Raw genomic sequence first — 15,291 nt, forward strand, 5'->3', positions numbered from 1 at the left:
CGTTACCGAGCCGTTATACACTGTAACGGATCTGTTGCTTCGAGTGAACCCAAATCAACAGCACTTCACTCATAGTCGACTTACAGTACTCTCAACACGAACTGGGCGCTCCTCCCCCGACATAGGCCGCCAGATGTCTGGCGGTCAGGGTCGCGGCGGAGCCTCCAGCCGATTCGACCAACTGCTGCGGGGAACCTTCGAAGACGATTCGACCACCGTCGTGACCGGCGCCCGGGCCGAGGTCGATGATCCAGTCGGAGTGGGCCATCACAGCCTGATGGTGCTCGATGACGATGACGGTCCTTCCCGAGTCGGCGAGACGGTCGAGGAGGTCGAGCAGGTTCTCCACATCGGCCAGATGCAGCCCTGTCGTCGGCTCGTCGAGGATGATCACGGGCGCCGCGTCGGCTGTCTTGGCCGAGAGATGCGTGGCCAGTTTCAGCCGCTGCCGCTCGCCGCCCGACAAGGTCGTCAGCGGTTGGCCCAGACTGAGATACCCCAGTCCCACCTCGGCGAGGTTGCCGATGATCCTGGCCACCGCAGGTAGGCGAGACTCCCCCGTACCGAAATGCTCGATGGCCGCGGTCACGGGCAGATCGAGGACCTCGCGGATGTTCTTGCCGCCCAGGGTGTACTCAAGGACTTCGGCTTGGAAGCCCTTGCCTTCGCAGACATCACAGGGTGCCGACATCCCGGCCATCATGCCCAGGTCGGAATAGATGATCCCGGACCCGTTGCACACCGGGCAGGCCCCTTCGGAGTTGGCGCTGAACAATGCGGGTTTGACCCCGTTGGCCTTCGCGAAGGCCTTGCGAATGGGCTCGAGCATGCCCGTGTAGGTGGCCGGGTTGCTGCGCTTGGATCCCTTGATGGCCGCCTGATCGATCATGATCACGCCGTCGCGATCGCGCAGCGCGCCTTCGATCAGTGTGCTCTTGCCCGAACCGGCGACTCCGGTGATCGCGGTGATCACACCCGTCGGGACGTCGACGTCGACATCGCGGAGATTGTGGCTGCTCGCTCCCCTGATCGGCAGCCGCCCGGTGGGCTCGCGAGTGGCCGCCTTCAGCAGCGCACGATCGTTGAAGTGCGCACCGGTCAGCGTGGGACTTGCCGTGAGTTCGTCGACGCTGCCGGTGAAGCAGATCCGTCCGCCGTCGGTGCCGGCTCCCGGCCCCAAGTCGATGATGTGGTCGGCGATCCTGATCGTCTCCGGTTTGTGCTCGACGACGAGGACGGTGTTGCCTTTGTCACGCAGCTCGATCAGCAGTCCGTTCATCGCCTCGATATCGTGAGGGTGCAGTCCGATCGTGGGCTCGTCGAAGACGTAGGTGACATCGGTCAGCGAGGAGCCGAGGTGGCGCACGAGCTTGATCCGCTGTGCCTCACCCCCGGAAAGGGACCCGGCCGAGCGGTCGAGGGACAGGTAGCCGAGTCCGATGGTCACGAACGCCTGCACATCCGCGGTCAGGGATGCCACGAGCGGGCGGGCTCCTTCGTACTCGATCTGTGTGAGCCAGTCGAGGAGGTCGGAGATCTGCATCGCACACACCTCGGCGATGGACAGTCCGGCCAGCTTCGATCCTCGTGCTGCGGCGTTGAGCCTTGTGCCCTCGCACTCGGGGCACTGCGCGTAGACGACGGCTCGGTCGACGAACTCGCGGACGTGCTTCTGCATCGCGTCGCGGTCCTTCGACAGGAACGAGCGGCGGATGCGAGGGATGAGGCCGTCGAAGGTCATGTTCGTGCCGTTGATGACGATCTTCTCGCCCTCCGCGAAGAGGAGGGTGTGCCTCTCATCTTCGGTGTATCGACCGATCGGCTTGTCCGGGTCGAAATATCCCGATTCCGAGTAGAAGCGCACGTTCCAGCCACCCGGCTTGTACCCGGGAATGGTGATCGCACCCTCATTGAGGGACTTCGACTCGTCGACGACCTCGGCGATGTCGATGTCAGTGGCGGTGCCCATCCCCTCGCAGTGCGGGCACATTCCGCCGTTGACGGTGAACGTCCGCCGCTCGACCTGCTTGTCGACTCCCTTCTCGATCGTCACGGCCCCCTTGCCGCTGATCGTGGCGATGTTGAAGGAATAGGCGTTGGTCGATCCGAGATGGGGCTGGGCCAGCCTGGAGAACAGCGTCCGCAGCTTTGCGTTGATGTCGCTGACCGTGCCGACGGTGGAGCGAGGGTTGGCTCCGATCCGCTCCTGGTCGACGATGATTGCTGTGGTCAGTCCTTCGAGGACGTCCACCTCGGGCCGTGCCATCGCCGGCATGAAGCCCTGGACGAAGGCGCTGTAGGTCTCGTTGATCAGACGCTGGGACTCGGCGGCGATCGTGGAGAAGACCAGCGAGGACTTGCCGGATCCGGAGACGCCGGTGAAGACCGTGAGTCGTCGTTTCGGGATGTCGACGGAGATGTCGTGCAGGTTGTTCTCGCGGGCTCCACGGACGCGTATCAGCTCGTGGGCGTCGGCTCGGTGCTCCACGGCGCTCAGGCTCGCTGCTGGACGCGGATCATATTGCCGGCCGGGTCGCGCAGCGCGAAGTCGCGCAGTCCGTAGGGCTGGTCCATCGGCTCCTGCACGATGTCCGCTCCCCTGGCTTCCACCTCGGCGAAGGCCTCATCGACGTCTGTGCTGGCGAGCACGACGGCCGCGTAGCTGCCCTTGGCCATGAGCGATTCGATGGCTGTGCGCTCGGCGTCGCTGACGGTCGGGTCGGTGATGGCGGGAGTGAGCACGATCGAGGTGTCGGGTTGATCCTCCGGTCCCACGGTCAGCCACCTCATCTGGCCGGATCCGACATCGAGGCGGACTTCGAACCCGAGGACATCGCGGTAGAAGGCGAGAGAGGATTCGGCGTCCGTGTGGGGCAGGAAACTGGCGTTGATGGAGACATTCATGATCGTCATCCTACTGCGGGCCGTCGTGTGGGACTTCTCGATTCCTGACGGGACGCAGCACATTCTTGACGATGAATGTGGGCAGATCATGGTCGCCTTCGGTCACGCCGGCACGATAGCGAGAAGGCGAGAGCCCGACGAGTTCGCTGAATCGAGTGCTGAACGTGCCCAGCGACGAGAATCCGACGGAGAAGCAGATTTCGGTGATCGAGAGATCACCGCGGCGGATCAGCGCCATGGACCGTTCGATCCGCCTGGTCATGAGATACGAGTACGGCGATTCGCCATAGGCGGCCCGGAACTGACGACTCAGGTGACCGGCCGACATGTGCACCCCGGCCGCGAGCTTCTCGACGTTGAGGGGCAGGTCGAATTCCCGGTCGATCCGGTCGCGGACACGTCGCAGAACCACCAGCTGGCGCACCGGTACCCGGTCGCTGCCCGATGCGCTCACCCTGGGTCGACCCCCTGTGCGAGGGTCTCGCCCCGGAAGTAGTCGGGATGCCTGCGAGATTGGACGATCATCACGAGCACACCGAGGAGAAGGACTCCGATGCCGAGGACGAAGACGAGACCGATGCCGAACACGGAGGATCCCGATCCGTAGTCCGGGTCCAAGGAGTCGATCGCGGTGGTGACGAAGATGACCAACAGGGTCACTCCCCCGACGAGCGGGAACAGGAATCTGAAGAAGAAGTTCTTCGGTCCTGCCAACAGTGACCGTCGGAAGTACCAGATGCAGGCCAGACCGGTCACGCCGTAGTAGAAGCAGACCATGAGGCCCAGCGCGGTGATCGTGTCCCACAGTGCGTTCTCCGACAGCAGCCGCATGACGACGTAGAAGATGATCGCGGCCGCCGCCGAGGTGATCGTGGCCACCGAGGGCGATTTGTAGCGGGGCGAGATGTTGCCGTACCTCTTCGGCAGGGCACCGTAGTGGCCCATGGCCAGGATCGTGCGCGAGGGCGAGACCATCGTCGACTGCAGCGAGGCCAGCGAACTCGACAGGACGGCGATGGAGACGAGGACGGCGAAGGGGCCCATCACGGGCCCTGCCAGAGCCGCGAAGATCGATTCCTGGTTCTCCGGGTTTCCTGCGCCCAGTCCCTCGGTGCCGACACCGGCGAATGAGATGACCGCGACGGTGCACGCGATGTAGATGATGACGATCGCGATGATTGTGAGTATCGCGGCGCGGCCAGGCGTCTTCTCCGGGTTCTTCGCCTCTTCGTTCATCGTGATGACCGTGTCCCAGCCCCAAAACAGGAAGATCGACAGGGACACCGCCGCCGCGATCGTCGAGAAGTCTCCGGCCTCTGCCGGGTTGAACCAGCCGATTTCGACGGGTGTGGGATCGAAGGCCGTCCCATTGGACACGTGGACGAGGGACGCGACGACGAACCATCCGAGAGCGAGAACTTGGAATGCGACCAGCCACACCTGGATCTTCTCGGTGGCCTCGACCCCGCGGTAGGAGATCCAAGCGGCGGCGGCAGTGAGCACGATGGTGACCGGGATGTTGATCCACAGCACTCGGGTGAGGTCGGCGATGCCCGGGTCACCGAAGATCTGGGCCAGCAGCAGGAACAGGAAGTCCACGGCCACGGCGGCGAGGTTCGACAGCACGAGGACTGTGGCCGAGATCAGTCCCCACCCTCCCATCCAGCCGAGCCAGGGCCCGAACGCTCGCGTCGCCCAGGTGAAGGTAGTGCCCGAATCGGGCATGGCCGTGTTGAGTTCGCGGTAGCCGAAGACGACGAGGAGCATCGGGACGAAGCCGATGAGCAGAATCGCGGGAGTGTGCACTCCGACCTGCGAGATCGTCGGCCCGAGGCCAGAGGTCAGTGTGTAGGCGGGAGCGATGCAGGAGACGCCGATGATGGCGCCGCCGATCGCACCGATCTTTCCCGCGGACAGTCCCTTGGAGCTCAGCCCCGAGGCCATCAGCTCTTCCCTTCAGGCGTGATCTCAGGCACTGAGGATCTTCTCGGCGGTGTCCCGGCCGATCCTGATCGCACCGTCGACGTGCTGGTAGCCGTGTGCGGCGATGTCCGAACTCGCGAAGTGGATGGGTCCGACCGGGTCGTTCTGGAAACGTCCCCAGCGGTGGAGGCCCCCGAGGTCATAGCTCGTCGCGTAGGCGCCTCTGGTCCATTCTTCGGCCCCGAAGTCCGAGAGGTAGAACACCGACGGGTCCAAGGCCTTCGGGCCGAGGAAGTCGGCGAGTGATTCGAGGATGTGCTGCTTTCGTGTGTGCTCGTCGAGAGCGAACATGGCATCGGCATTGACGTCGGAGATGAATCCGACGAGGGTCCCCTGGTCCTCCCCGTGGTTCGTGTTGTCATAGACCTCCTGCACCAGCTGCCCGGCACCGAATCCCGTGCCGCACAGACCGTCCTCACGCCAGAACGGAGTCGGATACGTCGCGTGGACCTTGATCACCAGTCCCATCGACTGGTGTTGGTGGAAGATCTGCTGCAGTCGCGGCAGATGGGGCGTGTACGTGATGCGCGAATACAGGTTGGGTGGGACGGCCACGATGGCGTGACCGGCCCTGACGGTCATCGTGTCGGTGCCGACCACAACGCGGTCGTCGCTCCATTCGATCGTGCGGACCGGGCTGCTGAGGTGGACGACGCCCTCGCCGAGCTCTTCGGCCATCTGCTCGGACACCGACTGCATTCCGCCGACGACGCGACGGTCGAGGATGAAATGGTCGTCGATGAGATTCGAGAAGGATCCCGCCGAGGCGGCCATGAGGATCGCCTGCAGCGCTGAGAAGGCGGTCGCCGGCTTCGTCAGCATCCCGCCGGCGATGAACATGCCGATGTTGGCGCAGGCGAGATCGTCGTGGGACTGCTGCCGCAGCCAATGGTGGAATGACACCGAGTCGAGTTCGGCGGCGTCTTCGGCCTCCCAGGGCGCGGTGGGGCCGATGCGGGCGGCGAGTTCGTCCAATTGGGTGATCAGACGTTCCATCTCGGTCTGGGTCGACTCCCCTACCGGGAACATGTCGCCGCTGTAGACGGTGCGTGTGCCGTCGGGAGCGATGTAGACGCTGTCACCGTCACGGTGACGCTGATACGTCTCTTTGCCGAGTTCATCGACGAGTTCGAGAAGTGCCGACTGGTCGGGTGAGATCCACTGGCCACCGATTTCGTACATCTGGCCATCGATGCGATCGGTCCATGTCCGACCGCCGACACGATCCCTGGCTTCGAGGACGAGGACCTCCCTGCCTTCGGCTTTGAGCCTGCGAGCGGCGCTCAAGCCGGTCGGGCCGGCTCCGACGATGACGACATCGCATGCGAGATCGGACATGCTGCACTCCTTCGAAAGTTCCACCTGTGTGATCACCGTAGCCAGGGATCGGCGGCCTGCCAAGGTGAAACTGCGAGGAGTGGGTCCGATGCGAATCCGGTTTCAGCGGAAGTCCCGCGCGTCCGCGCCCGGGTCGGCCTTCTTCGCCGCCATGAATGACCAGGAATCGGGCCGAGGCCCATCGATATCGTCGACGTCGTAGTGTTCGCCCCGTTCCCAGGTGCGAGTTCGAACGCTCCATCCGGTCTGTCAGCGTCCGCTTACGTGTTCCGAGGAGCAGTCGATGGAAGCGTCCGAGGTCGCACGTCAGGTCCCGTCGTCGAATCCGCCCTGATCGCCGGTCGACGGCGTCACTGGACTTCGTAGCTGCCGGTGATCTGGCCGGTGCCGACGCCTCCGACGGCTTCCATGGCCGCCTTGGACAGATCGAAGCAGCGGTTGCCGTGGTACGGTCCACGGTCGTTGACGCGCACCGTCACGGATTTGCCGTTGGCCTCGTTGGTGATCTTCACCTTCGAGCCGAAGGGCAGCGTCTTGTGGGCCGCGGTCAGTTTGTTGGTGTCGAAGGTCTCGCCATTGGCTGTCTGCTGTCCGTCGAAGCCGTCCCCACCACCGTAGTAGGACATGGGGCACGACCCGGACTGGCCCGCGGAGTCCCCGGACTTGGAGGGCTCATCGCTGTCGTTCGAATTCGTCGTGTCGGAGCCGTCGGTCGAGGCCTTCTCGGAAGAAGAGTCCTTGTTCTCGGACTCGGCGGGTTTGGGGCTCGGGGTCTCGGTCTTCGTCTCGATCGACATTTCGCCCGGTTTCTCCTTCGCCTGCTTCTTCGCTTTGGCGAGGAACTCATCCGATGACTGCGTCACCTCTGCTTCGGAGACGACCGGGGACTCTGCAACCACCTGCTGGCCGCCGCTCGTGCTGTCGGGAACCATCGCCAGGCTCGACGCGACGACCGCGGCCGTTGCGACGGTGGGCACGATGAATGCGGAGAGGACCGGGCGAGAGCGCACCGATGAGAGCACTCCCCCGGCCGTGTTCACCGCTCGCTGCGGAGAATGCCGTCCGGATTTCCTCTTCGGTGCTTTGAGCGCAGAGAAGAGCGAGCCCGTCGTTTTCGAACGGGGTGAAGAATGTTTTCCCACTGTCAGTCCTCGTAGTCAGAGTTCTCGGCAACACGGAGCGGCATTGAACGTCAGCAGCTCACCGTCGGCTCCAAGTTATCGGATCGTTACCTGAACACAGTCTAATTAAGGAACTGTTACAAATGCAATGCGGCACACTCGCCAGAGTGCGCCGCAGCGGTGGGAAGACGATCACTCCGACTTGCGGGTGACCCACCTGCGCATGCCGTCGGCACCGGTGGTCACGGTGTCCTGCGCCTTGTCGAAGGCACGTTCGACCTTGCCGCTGCGCACGGCATCGTCGATCGCATGGGAGACATTGCCCAGCGCCTTCTTCACGGTCGACTCCGTGGCCTCGATGAGTCGCGGACCCGATGTCGCCTCGCGTGCGCTCTTCACGCTGCTGCTGGCGGCACCGTATGCCTTCGTGGCAGCGGAGCGCACCTTCTCGGTCGGCGTCCTCTTCGTGGAATCGATGACGTAGTCGGGTTCGATCGGATCGTGTGTTCGGCTCATGACACCATCGTTGTCGACCCGGCCCGCCAGGTCAACAGCAACATAGGATTGGACCATGAATTCCCAGGCAGACATCATCGCGCACAGAGGCGGACTGTGGCCCGGCATGAGCGAGAACACCTTCGAGGCCTTCGCCGCCGCGCACCGGGCGGGCGTGGAGTGGATGGAGACGGATGTCCATGCCTCGGCCGACGGCATCCTCTTCGCCGCCCATGATGCTGACCTCGACCGCATCGCCGGCCGCCCCCACCGCATCAGGGATCTCAGTGCCGACGAACTCGATTCCGTCGAGCTGATCGCCGGTGGACGCCTGCCGCGCCTGACCGACCTCTTCGAGCGTCTTCCGCAGGCGCGGTGGAACATCGACGTCAAGGCCGCCCACAGCATAGGCCCGATGATCCGGGTCGTGCGCATGCTCGGCGCTGAGGACCGGATCCGCCTCGCCTCATTCTCCTCGTCGACTCTGCGGAGGCTGCGCTCGGGGCTGCCGGGAGTGCGGACTTCGACGGGAGTGTCCGAGACCGCGCTGTTCGTCCTCGGCGGCCTGCTCGCCCCGGCCGGATCCGGCGCCTGTCCCCCGCCTCCGGGCGTGGACGCACTGCAGGTGCCCATGTCGTACAAGGGAGTCCCGGTCGCCTCCCGGGAGCTCGTATCGCGGGCTCATCGGGCGGGGCTGCAGGTGCACGTGTGGACCATCAACGAGGCTCAGGACATGCGTGCGCTCCTCGAGCGCGGTGTCGATGCCATCGTCACCGATGACGTCGCGCTGGGGCTCCGGGAAGCCGCGGCACGGACCTGAGTGCCGGGAATAGCCGCACACGGTAGACTGTTGATCCGTAGCAGACGTCTGCAGTCGAGTCGGAAGGTCAGAGATATGAGCGAACGCAGTCTCCGCGGAACACAGTTGGGCTCGCGCAGCCTGGAATCGGAAGAGGGCGTCGAGCCGGCGCCTCGTCAGATGGTCGAATTCGAATGCGAGGACGGGACCAAATTCAAGGTTCCCTTCTCGATCGAGGCCGAGGTGCCCTCCACTTGGGACTCCGGCCTCCACGGCATCGGGGTCCGCGTAGGTGTGAACGAAGCCGACGGTGAGCCCGGAAAGCACGTGCGGTCCCACTGGGACATGCTGCTCGAGCGCCGGTCCTTCGACGAGCTCCAGGTTCTGCTCGACGAGCGCCTCGCGGTGCGCCGCGGTGAGGTTCCCGCCCAGGGCTGAGAACCGATCGGCCGAAGCTTCGAGCTTCAGCCAGCGGGGTGCAGGTCATCGGACCTGCACCCCGCTCTTCGTCTCCGCATCAGGTGACCGACGAGCTTGTCATGTCGCCGACCGGCGCGCGGCGATCCGCGCGAGCACGTCTCGCGCCTGCCTCCGTCGCCTGACCAATCCCCACCCCGCGACCTTCGTGAACGCTTCGGAGATGATCGAACCGCTCATCTTCGACTCCCCCAGTTCGCGCTCGACGAAGACGATGGGGACCTCGGCCACATGGAAGCCCGCCTCCACGGTGCGGTAGGTCATGTCGATCTGAAAGCAGTACCCCTGGGACTGCACACCAGAGAGGTCGAGGGCCTCCAACACTCTGCGCGAATAGGCACGGAACCCCGCTGTCGCGTCCTTGACCCCGAGGCCCATCACCGCGTTGACGTAGATGTTGGCGCCCCGGGAGAGCAGGAACCGCGACCGCGGCCAGTCGACGATCGCCCCGCCTCTGACCCATCGGGAGCCGATGACGAGATCGGCGCGACCGGACCGGGCGACGGCCAAGACCTGCCCGAGGTCGAGCGGACGATGCGATCCGTCGGCGTCGAATTCGCAGACGATGTCGTATTCGCGCTCCAGCGCCCATTCGAATCCGGCGATGTAGGCCATACCCAGACCCGACTTCGCGCTGCGATGAAGAACGTGCAGACGCGGATCGGTGCGGGACTGCTCTTCGACCCATTCCCCGGTTCCGTCGGGCGACCCGTCATCGACGACGAGGACGTCGACCTCGGGCTGATTTTCGAACAGTCCGGACAGCGTCACGGGCAGAGCGAGGCGTTCGTTGTAGGTCGGGATGACCACCAGTGTCTTGGAAACCACGGCCACCACATTACGCCGCGCCAGGGTGAAAATATGAGCCGACACCCCCGCCTTCGGACCACGTTGCGAAACGAGTTATCTAATGACGGGGGTGCCGACTCCATCCCAGCTGGTGTGGGATGTCAACAGAGAATCTAGTGGCAGCTGCACACTTTGCAAAATGACCCTGACCTGGGAATATGTTCAAATCTGCAGGTCAGGCGCGAGGCAGAGCCAAGAAAAATCCTGATTTTCGGCGTGTCGTCTTGATCTCAGCGGCCCCCTGGGCGACTGCCTGTTCGGCATTCAGTCGTCTTCGTCAACCGGGATGCGGGTGGGCAGGGCCACCTCGGGTGAGAGCTCCGGCAGTCCGGGTGTGCCCGACCGCGGGTCGGTGCTCCAGGCTGCGACACGCGGGTCGGCGACCTGGACGACGAGTCGTTCGACCTGCCAACGGACGAAGTCCGCTTCTGCTCCGGGTGCCAGCACTCCCCCGTCAGGATCTCCGGCAGCTCGATGAGCGAATCGGGTCGCCGCGTTGAATGCCGCCCGGGCGCCGATTCCGTGTTCGCCGACGACCGCCGAGCGAACGCTGGCCCAGGGTGATTCCTGGGAATGGGTCCAGGACACCTGGGCCCCGGCCGACAGCATCTCGGCCGCAGGCTGCGGCAGTGCGGGGTCGAGCGTGATCGCAATCCCCGAGTGGCCGAGACGCGTCACGAGTTCATCATCGACGCCGAAATCCAACAGGAGCCGATAGCCGTTGCGCTGGGCCGACGCGGCGTTGTCCTCGAGCCGGTCGAGCACCTCGGCGAGGCGCCGGTTCGAGTCGACATCGATGTAGAGGGATGTCTCGGGCATCGCGTCGGCGTTGAGGAAGTCGTCGGCGGTGATGCTCGCCCTGCTCGGCCTCGATTCGGGCGATGAGGAATCCGTCGACGAGACTTCGATCGTCGGGTAGGCGATGACCGTCAGACTCTGCGGCGCGTGTGCACGGAACCGTTCGACCGCCTCGGAGCTGCCGAGGATGTGCACGTGGGTGAATCCGAGCTCGATCAGTCGGTCCCCGCTGGGCGCGTCGGCGCCGAGGCGCAGCCCAGCATGCACGAAGCCGGGGGTGAGGAAGTCCCCGTCGAGGTCGATCGCATCGGGGTCGAGCGCCTGCGCCGCCTCATCCGATCCGATGAACGAGACCTTCCCGTCCTTCGTACCCAGGGCAGTCGCAAAGGGGTCGACACTGCTGTACACATCTCCACCAAAGTACATAGTCACAGCCGACAGGCTACACCTCCCAGTTCCGAGTCTTTGCACTCGCGTCAGCGGCGTCGGGTATCGTCATCGAGTGTGAAGCCCTTGGTTCTGATCGACACGCCAGCCCTGTACTACCGTGCCTTCTATTCGGTGCCCGATTCGATCGTCAACGACGAAGGCCAGCCGGTCAATGCCGTGCGCGGCGTCCTCGACGCGATCGCACAGATGGTCCGCCGCTTCGACTCACCCCGCGTCGTCGCCACCATGGACGCCGATTGGCGCCCGGCGTTCCGCACCGCGATCATGCCCGAGTACAAGGCAGCCCGCGTCAGGGACACCGAGGCGGGCACGGAGATCCCGCCCGAGCTGGCGGTGCAGCTGCCCATCATGACCCGGGTCCTCAGCGCTGCAGGCATCCCCATCGCCGAGGTGGACGGCACCGAGGCGGATGACGTGATCGCCACCATGGCCGCGGAGTCCACATCCCCTGTGGTCATCGTCTCCCCCGACCGTGACCTTCTCGCGCTCATCGACTCGGCCTCCGATGTCAGCGTGCTCCGTCCGCGCAAGGGCGGGGAGTGGGAAGCCATCACTCAAGCCGAACTGCCCGAAGCCTATGGTGTGCCCGACGGCACCCGCTACCGTGAGCTCGCCGCCATGCGCGGCGATCCCTCCGACGGACTTCCCGGTGCGCCCGGCATCGGTGAGAAGACCGCGGCGACGCTGCTGACGAATTTCGGGTCCCTCGAATCGATCGTCAAGGCCGCCAAGGCAGGCGTGAAGACCGGTGGGCTCAGCCCCAAGCGGGCGAACACGTTGATCGCAGAAGAGGAGACACTGCACAAGACGATCGAGGTCATGCGCTGCCTGACCGATGTCGCCCACGGACTCGATCTCGAAACCGTGCCCGGGCCGCTCGACCGCACCTCGGTGGAGGCCGCGGTGCGAGGGCAGAACGTGCGGCGTTCCGTGGACAACCTCCTGACCGCGCTCGAGACGGCCGGTGGCGAACCGTCCGCCGACGCTTCCGCACCCCTGACTCGCTCCGCTCCCCTGCAGCGATCGGCGCCCATCGACGCGGACCGGACTCCGGCGCCTGCACCTGCGCAGCGGCCGGAGGCGGCCGCTGCCGCTCCCTGGTCACGGTCACGACTGGTCGGATTCGACCTGGAGACCACCGGGGTCGACCCGGCCACCGCGAGGATCGTGACCGCTGCCTTCGTCGAATCCGCCGACAAGGTCCGCACCTGGCTGGCCGACCCGGGAGTCGAGATCCCCGAACCGGCCAGGGCAGTCCACGGGATCACCACCGAGTTCGCCCAGGCCAACGGTGCGCCGGCCGCCGATGTGGTGGGCGAACTCTGCACGGTCCTCGACGAGCTCAGGTCCGAAGGTGCGGTCGTCGTCGGTCACAACATCGTCTACGACCTCAGCGTCATGGCCGCCGAGGTCACCCGGCACCACCCCCACATCGACCTCGTCGCGCTGCTGCCCACGATCGTCGACACTTTCGTCCTGGACAAACGCGTCGAGAAGTTCCGGCGAGGCAAGAGGACCCTGGTCGAGACCGCGAAACGGTGGAAGGTGAGTCTGCTCGATGCCCACGATGCTGCCGCGGACGCTCTGGCCGCGCTGGACATTGCCCGGGCATTGGCCGAGAATGCGCCGGAGATCGCGAGCCTCACTCGGGACGAGATCATGGCGGCACAGGGCGACTGGAAACGCGTCCAGGCCGCTGATCTGCAGGCCTGGCTGCGCAGCAAGGGCAACGCCGAGGCGATCGTCGATGATGCCTGGCCCCTGTCCTGAACGTTAGAATCAACTGCGACCATCACTCGACGAAGGACGATAATGGGTTTCTTTTCCCGTCTGCTCAACCGACCCGGCGCTCAGGCTGACAAAGCCACGGGATGGTTCGACAGGGCCGCCGACGATCTGGCGGCCGCGAGCCGTGAGTTCGCGGAGCTGGATGACCGCGATCTGACGGAGGCCGCGGCCGAGATCTTCACGACGGGCTCTGTGCAGGACAACCTCGTCCGCTACTGTGCCCTGGCGCGCGAAGCCGCGGACCGCGTCCTGGATGAGAGGGCCTATGACACGCAGCTCAAGGGGCTCGTCGGGCTCCTGCAGGCCAGCGTCGTGCAGATGGCCACCGGTGAGGGCAAGACCCTCGTCGGCGCTCTGGCGGCCGCGGGATATGCGCTGCAGGGTCGACGGGTCCACGTGGTCAGCGTCAACGACTATCTGGCTGTGCGTGACCGGACCTGGATGAAGCCGGTCTTCGACCTCCTCGGTGTGCAGTCGGCATCCATCTCCGGAGCCCAGACCGAGGCCGAACGGCGGGAGGCCTACGGCGCCGAAGTCCTCTACGCCTCGGTGACGGAGGTCGGCTTCGACGTCCTGCGCGACCGGTTCGTCACCGATGACGACCAGATCCGCATCCCGGACCGTGACGTCGTCATCGTCGACGAAGCCGATTCGGTGCTCATCGACGAGGCCCGCGTCCCGCTCGTCCTCGCCGGATCCGCCAGCGTCGAAGACGCCAATGCCCAGATCGCGGTGCTCGTCGAAACGCTCAGCCCCGATATCGACTACGAGATCAGCCAGGATCACCAGGCGGTCTCCCTCACAGACGCGGGAATCAACCGGGTCGAAGCCGAGCTCGGCGTCGAACTTTTCGGTGAAGACGCGTCCGAACTCGCCGCCGTCAATCTCGCACTGTACGCGAAATCACTGGTCAAGCGTGATGTTGACTATCTCATCGTCGACGGACGGGTCAAACTCATCTCAGCCTCCCGGGGGCGTGTGGCCGAACTGCAGCGCTGGCCCGACGGTCTGCAGGCGGCAGTTGAGGCCAAGGAGGGAGTCGGCACCACCGAAAGCGGTGAGATCCTCGACCAGATGACCGTCGAAGAGCTCATCCACGGTTACGAGACCGTCTGCGGAATGACGGGAACCGCACTGGCCGTCGGCGATGACCTGCGAGAGTTCTACAACCTCGAGATCGTCCCCGTCGACACGCATCTGCCTGTCATCCGCTCCGACGAACCCGACCGGCTCTACACGTACCAGGAGTCGAAGGAACGTGCGATCGTCGAAGAGGTCGCCGACAACCATGCCAAGGACCGGCCGGTGCTCATCGGCACCTCCTCGGTGGCGGAGAGCGAGTCCCTGGCGGCTCGGCTCGTCGATCGCGGCATCGAGGTCAAGGTCCTCAATGCGAAGGACGACTCACTCGAGGCCGAGATCATCGCGGCCGCCGGCGCTCCCGGCGCCGTCACCGTCTCGACCCAGATGGCCGGGCGGGGAACCGATATCCGCCTGGCCGACGCATCGGTCGCCGATGCCGGTGGACTGCTGGTCATCGGGGCCGGCCGCTATCTGTCCTCACGTCTCGACGACCAGCTGCGCGGCCGTGCGGGGCGTCAGGGTGATCCGGGGACATCGGTGTTCTTCACCAGTCTCGAGGACGAACTGCTCACCCGTGTCCCGGAGATCCAACGGTTCGTCTCCGAAGGCGATGAGACGGGATGGATCGAGTCGAAGCGTGCTCTGGGGCTCGTCGAGCACGCCCAGCGCATCTCCGAGGGACAGAACACGGCCCTGCACCGCGACACGTGGAAGTTCAACGAGCTCATGGCCAAACAGCGTGAACTCGTCCTCACCCGACGCCGGGAGCTGCGGACCGACGATGCGGCGATCGACGAGCTCAAGGACCGGCTCTCGGAAGTCGCCGCGAACCTGGCCGAGGAGCATCCGCAGGACCTCGTCGACTCGACGCTGCGCGAGGTCATGCTCTTCCATCTCGACGCACGCTGGGTCGACCATCTCGCTTTCCTCAACGATCTGCGCGAAGGCATCCATCTGCGCACCTTTGCGAGGGAGAAGCCGCACGAGGCATTCAATGCGGAGTCGATCCGCATCTTCTCGTCGTTCTGGTCGGATGTCGTCGAAGATTCGGCGTCGACGGTCGAGGAGGCGGAGTTCACAGACACCGGGATCGACCTGGCCTCGCACGGGCTCAAACGACCCTCCTCGACGTGGACCTATCTGACCACGGAGAGCGCTTTCGGCTCCGACATCGAGAACATCGTCAAGAAGGTCAAGCGCTGAGGG

Annotated in this window: 13 protein-coding genes; 4 read left to right on the top strand and 9 right to left on the bottom strand. The window is 64.9% G+C overall.

Going from position 1 to position 15,291, the window contains the following annotated elements:
- Nucleotides 1-91 precede the first annotated feature (91 nt).
- From BKA07_RS12135 to BKA07_RS12165, 7 genes are all read right to left on the bottom strand, one after another.
- Nucleotides 92-2,488: an ATP-binding cassette domain-containing protein gene (locus BKA07_RS12135; RefSeq protein WP_167951113.1), complete on the bottom strand. Its 2,397-nt coding sequence runs from the start codon at nucleotides 2,486-2,488 to the stop codon at nucleotides 92-94.
- A gap of 5 nt (nucleotides 2,489-2,493) precedes the next feature.
- Nucleotides 2,494-2,913: a VOC family protein gene (locus BKA07_RS12140; RefSeq protein ID WP_209043957.1), complete on the bottom strand. Its 420-nt coding sequence runs from the start codon at nucleotides 2,911-2,913 to the stop codon at nucleotides 2,494-2,496.
- Nucleotide 2,914: 1 nt separating this feature from the next.
- Nucleotides 2,915-3,358, bottom strand: coding sequence for a helix-turn-helix domain-containing protein (locus BKA07_RS12145; RefSeq protein ID WP_167951115.1), 444 nt, complete (start codon nucleotides 3,356-3,358; stop codon nucleotides 2,915-2,917).
- Entirely contained in the window at nucleotides 3,355-4,848 is a 1,494-nt protein-coding gene (locus BKA07_RS12150; protein WP_167951116.1) for an APC family permease, read from the bottom strand. Before BKA07_RS12150 ends, BKA07_RS12145 begins: the two co-directional genes overlap by 4 nt.
- 24 nt (nucleotides 4,849-4,872) lie before the next feature.
- Complete coding sequence (locus BKA07_RS12155; protein WP_167951117.1) at nucleotides 4,873-6,225, bottom strand: flavin monoamine oxidase family protein; 1,353 nt, start codon at nucleotides 6,223-6,225, stop codon at nucleotides 4,873-4,875.
- 350 nt (nucleotides 6,226-6,575) lie between these two features.
- Nucleotides 6,576-7,367: a septal ring lytic transglycosylase RlpA family protein gene (locus BKA07_RS19815; RefSeq protein WP_342449051.1), complete on the bottom strand. Its 792-nt coding sequence runs from the start codon at nucleotides 7,365-7,367 to the stop codon at nucleotides 6,576-6,578.
- 171 nt (nucleotides 7,368-7,538) lie between these two features.
- Nucleotides 7,539-7,862 (bottom strand): hypothetical protein, encoded by a 324-nt coding sequence (locus BKA07_RS12165; protein WP_245161935.1) that lies wholly within the window; start codon nucleotides 7,860-7,862, stop codon nucleotides 7,539-7,541.
- Between the two features lie 55 nt (nucleotides 7,863-7,917).
- On the opposite strand from BKA07_RS12165, the gene BKA07_RS12170 reads away from it, so the two are divergent.
- Both BKA07_RS12170 and BKA07_RS12175 read left to right on the top strand, forming a co-directional pair.
- Nucleotides 7,918-8,661 carry a glycerophosphodiester phosphodiesterase family protein gene (locus BKA07_RS12170; RefSeq protein WP_167951119.1) on the top strand — a complete coding sequence of 248 codons (744 nt, stop codon included), beginning with the start codon at nucleotides 7,918-7,920 and terminating at the stop codon, nucleotides 8,659-8,661.
- A 75-nt stretch (nucleotides 8,662-8,736) separates the two neighbouring features.
- Nucleotides 8,737-9,078, top strand: a complete 342-nt coding sequence (locus tag BKA07_RS12175) for an RNA polymerase-binding protein RbpA (RefSeq protein WP_167951120.1) — start codon at nucleotides 8,737-8,739, stop codon at nucleotides 9,076-9,078.
- Nucleotides 9,079-9,177: 99 nt separating this feature from the next.
- Here the strand turns inward: BKA07_RS12175 and BKA07_RS12180 are convergent, their stop codons facing one another.
- Together BKA07_RS12180 and BKA07_RS12185 are read right to left on the bottom strand one after the other, a co-directional pair.
- Nucleotides 9,178-9,951 carry a glycosyltransferase gene (locus BKA07_RS12180; RefSeq protein ID WP_167951121.1) on the bottom strand — a complete coding sequence of 258 codons (774 nt, stop codon included), beginning with the start codon at nucleotides 9,949-9,951 and terminating at the stop codon, nucleotides 9,178-9,180.
- A gap of 279 nt (nucleotides 9,952-10,230) precedes the next feature.
- A complete protein-coding gene (locus BKA07_RS12185; RefSeq protein ID WP_167953165.1) occupies nucleotides 10,231-11,190 on the bottom strand; it encodes an amidohydrolase family protein in 960 nt (319 codons plus the stop codon).
- Between the two features lie 87 nt (nucleotides 11,191-11,277).
- Here BKA07_RS12185 and BKA07_RS12190 point away from each other — a divergent pair, with 87 nt between their 5' ends.
- Together BKA07_RS12190 and secA2 are read left to right on the top strand one after the other, a co-directional pair.
- Complete coding sequence (locus BKA07_RS12190) at nucleotides 11,278-12,984, top strand: 5'-3' exonuclease H3TH domain-containing protein (RefSeq protein ID WP_167951122.1); 1,707 nt, start codon at nucleotides 11,278-11,280, stop codon at nucleotides 12,982-12,984.
- 42 nt (nucleotides 12,985-13,026) lie between these two features.
- Nucleotides 13,027-15,288: an accessory Sec system translocase SecA2 gene (gene secA2, locus BKA07_RS12195; RefSeq protein WP_167951123.1), complete on the top strand. Its 2,262-nt coding sequence runs from the start codon at nucleotides 13,027-13,029 to the stop codon at nucleotides 15,286-15,288.
- Nucleotides 15,289-15,291 lie beyond the last annotated feature (3 nt).

It is taken from the genome of Brevibacterium marinum, assembly GCF_011927955.1.
In the GTDB taxonomy this organism is placed as follows: domain Bacteria; phylum Actinomycetota; class Actinomycetes; order Actinomycetales; family Brevibacteriaceae; genus Brevibacterium; species Brevibacterium marinum.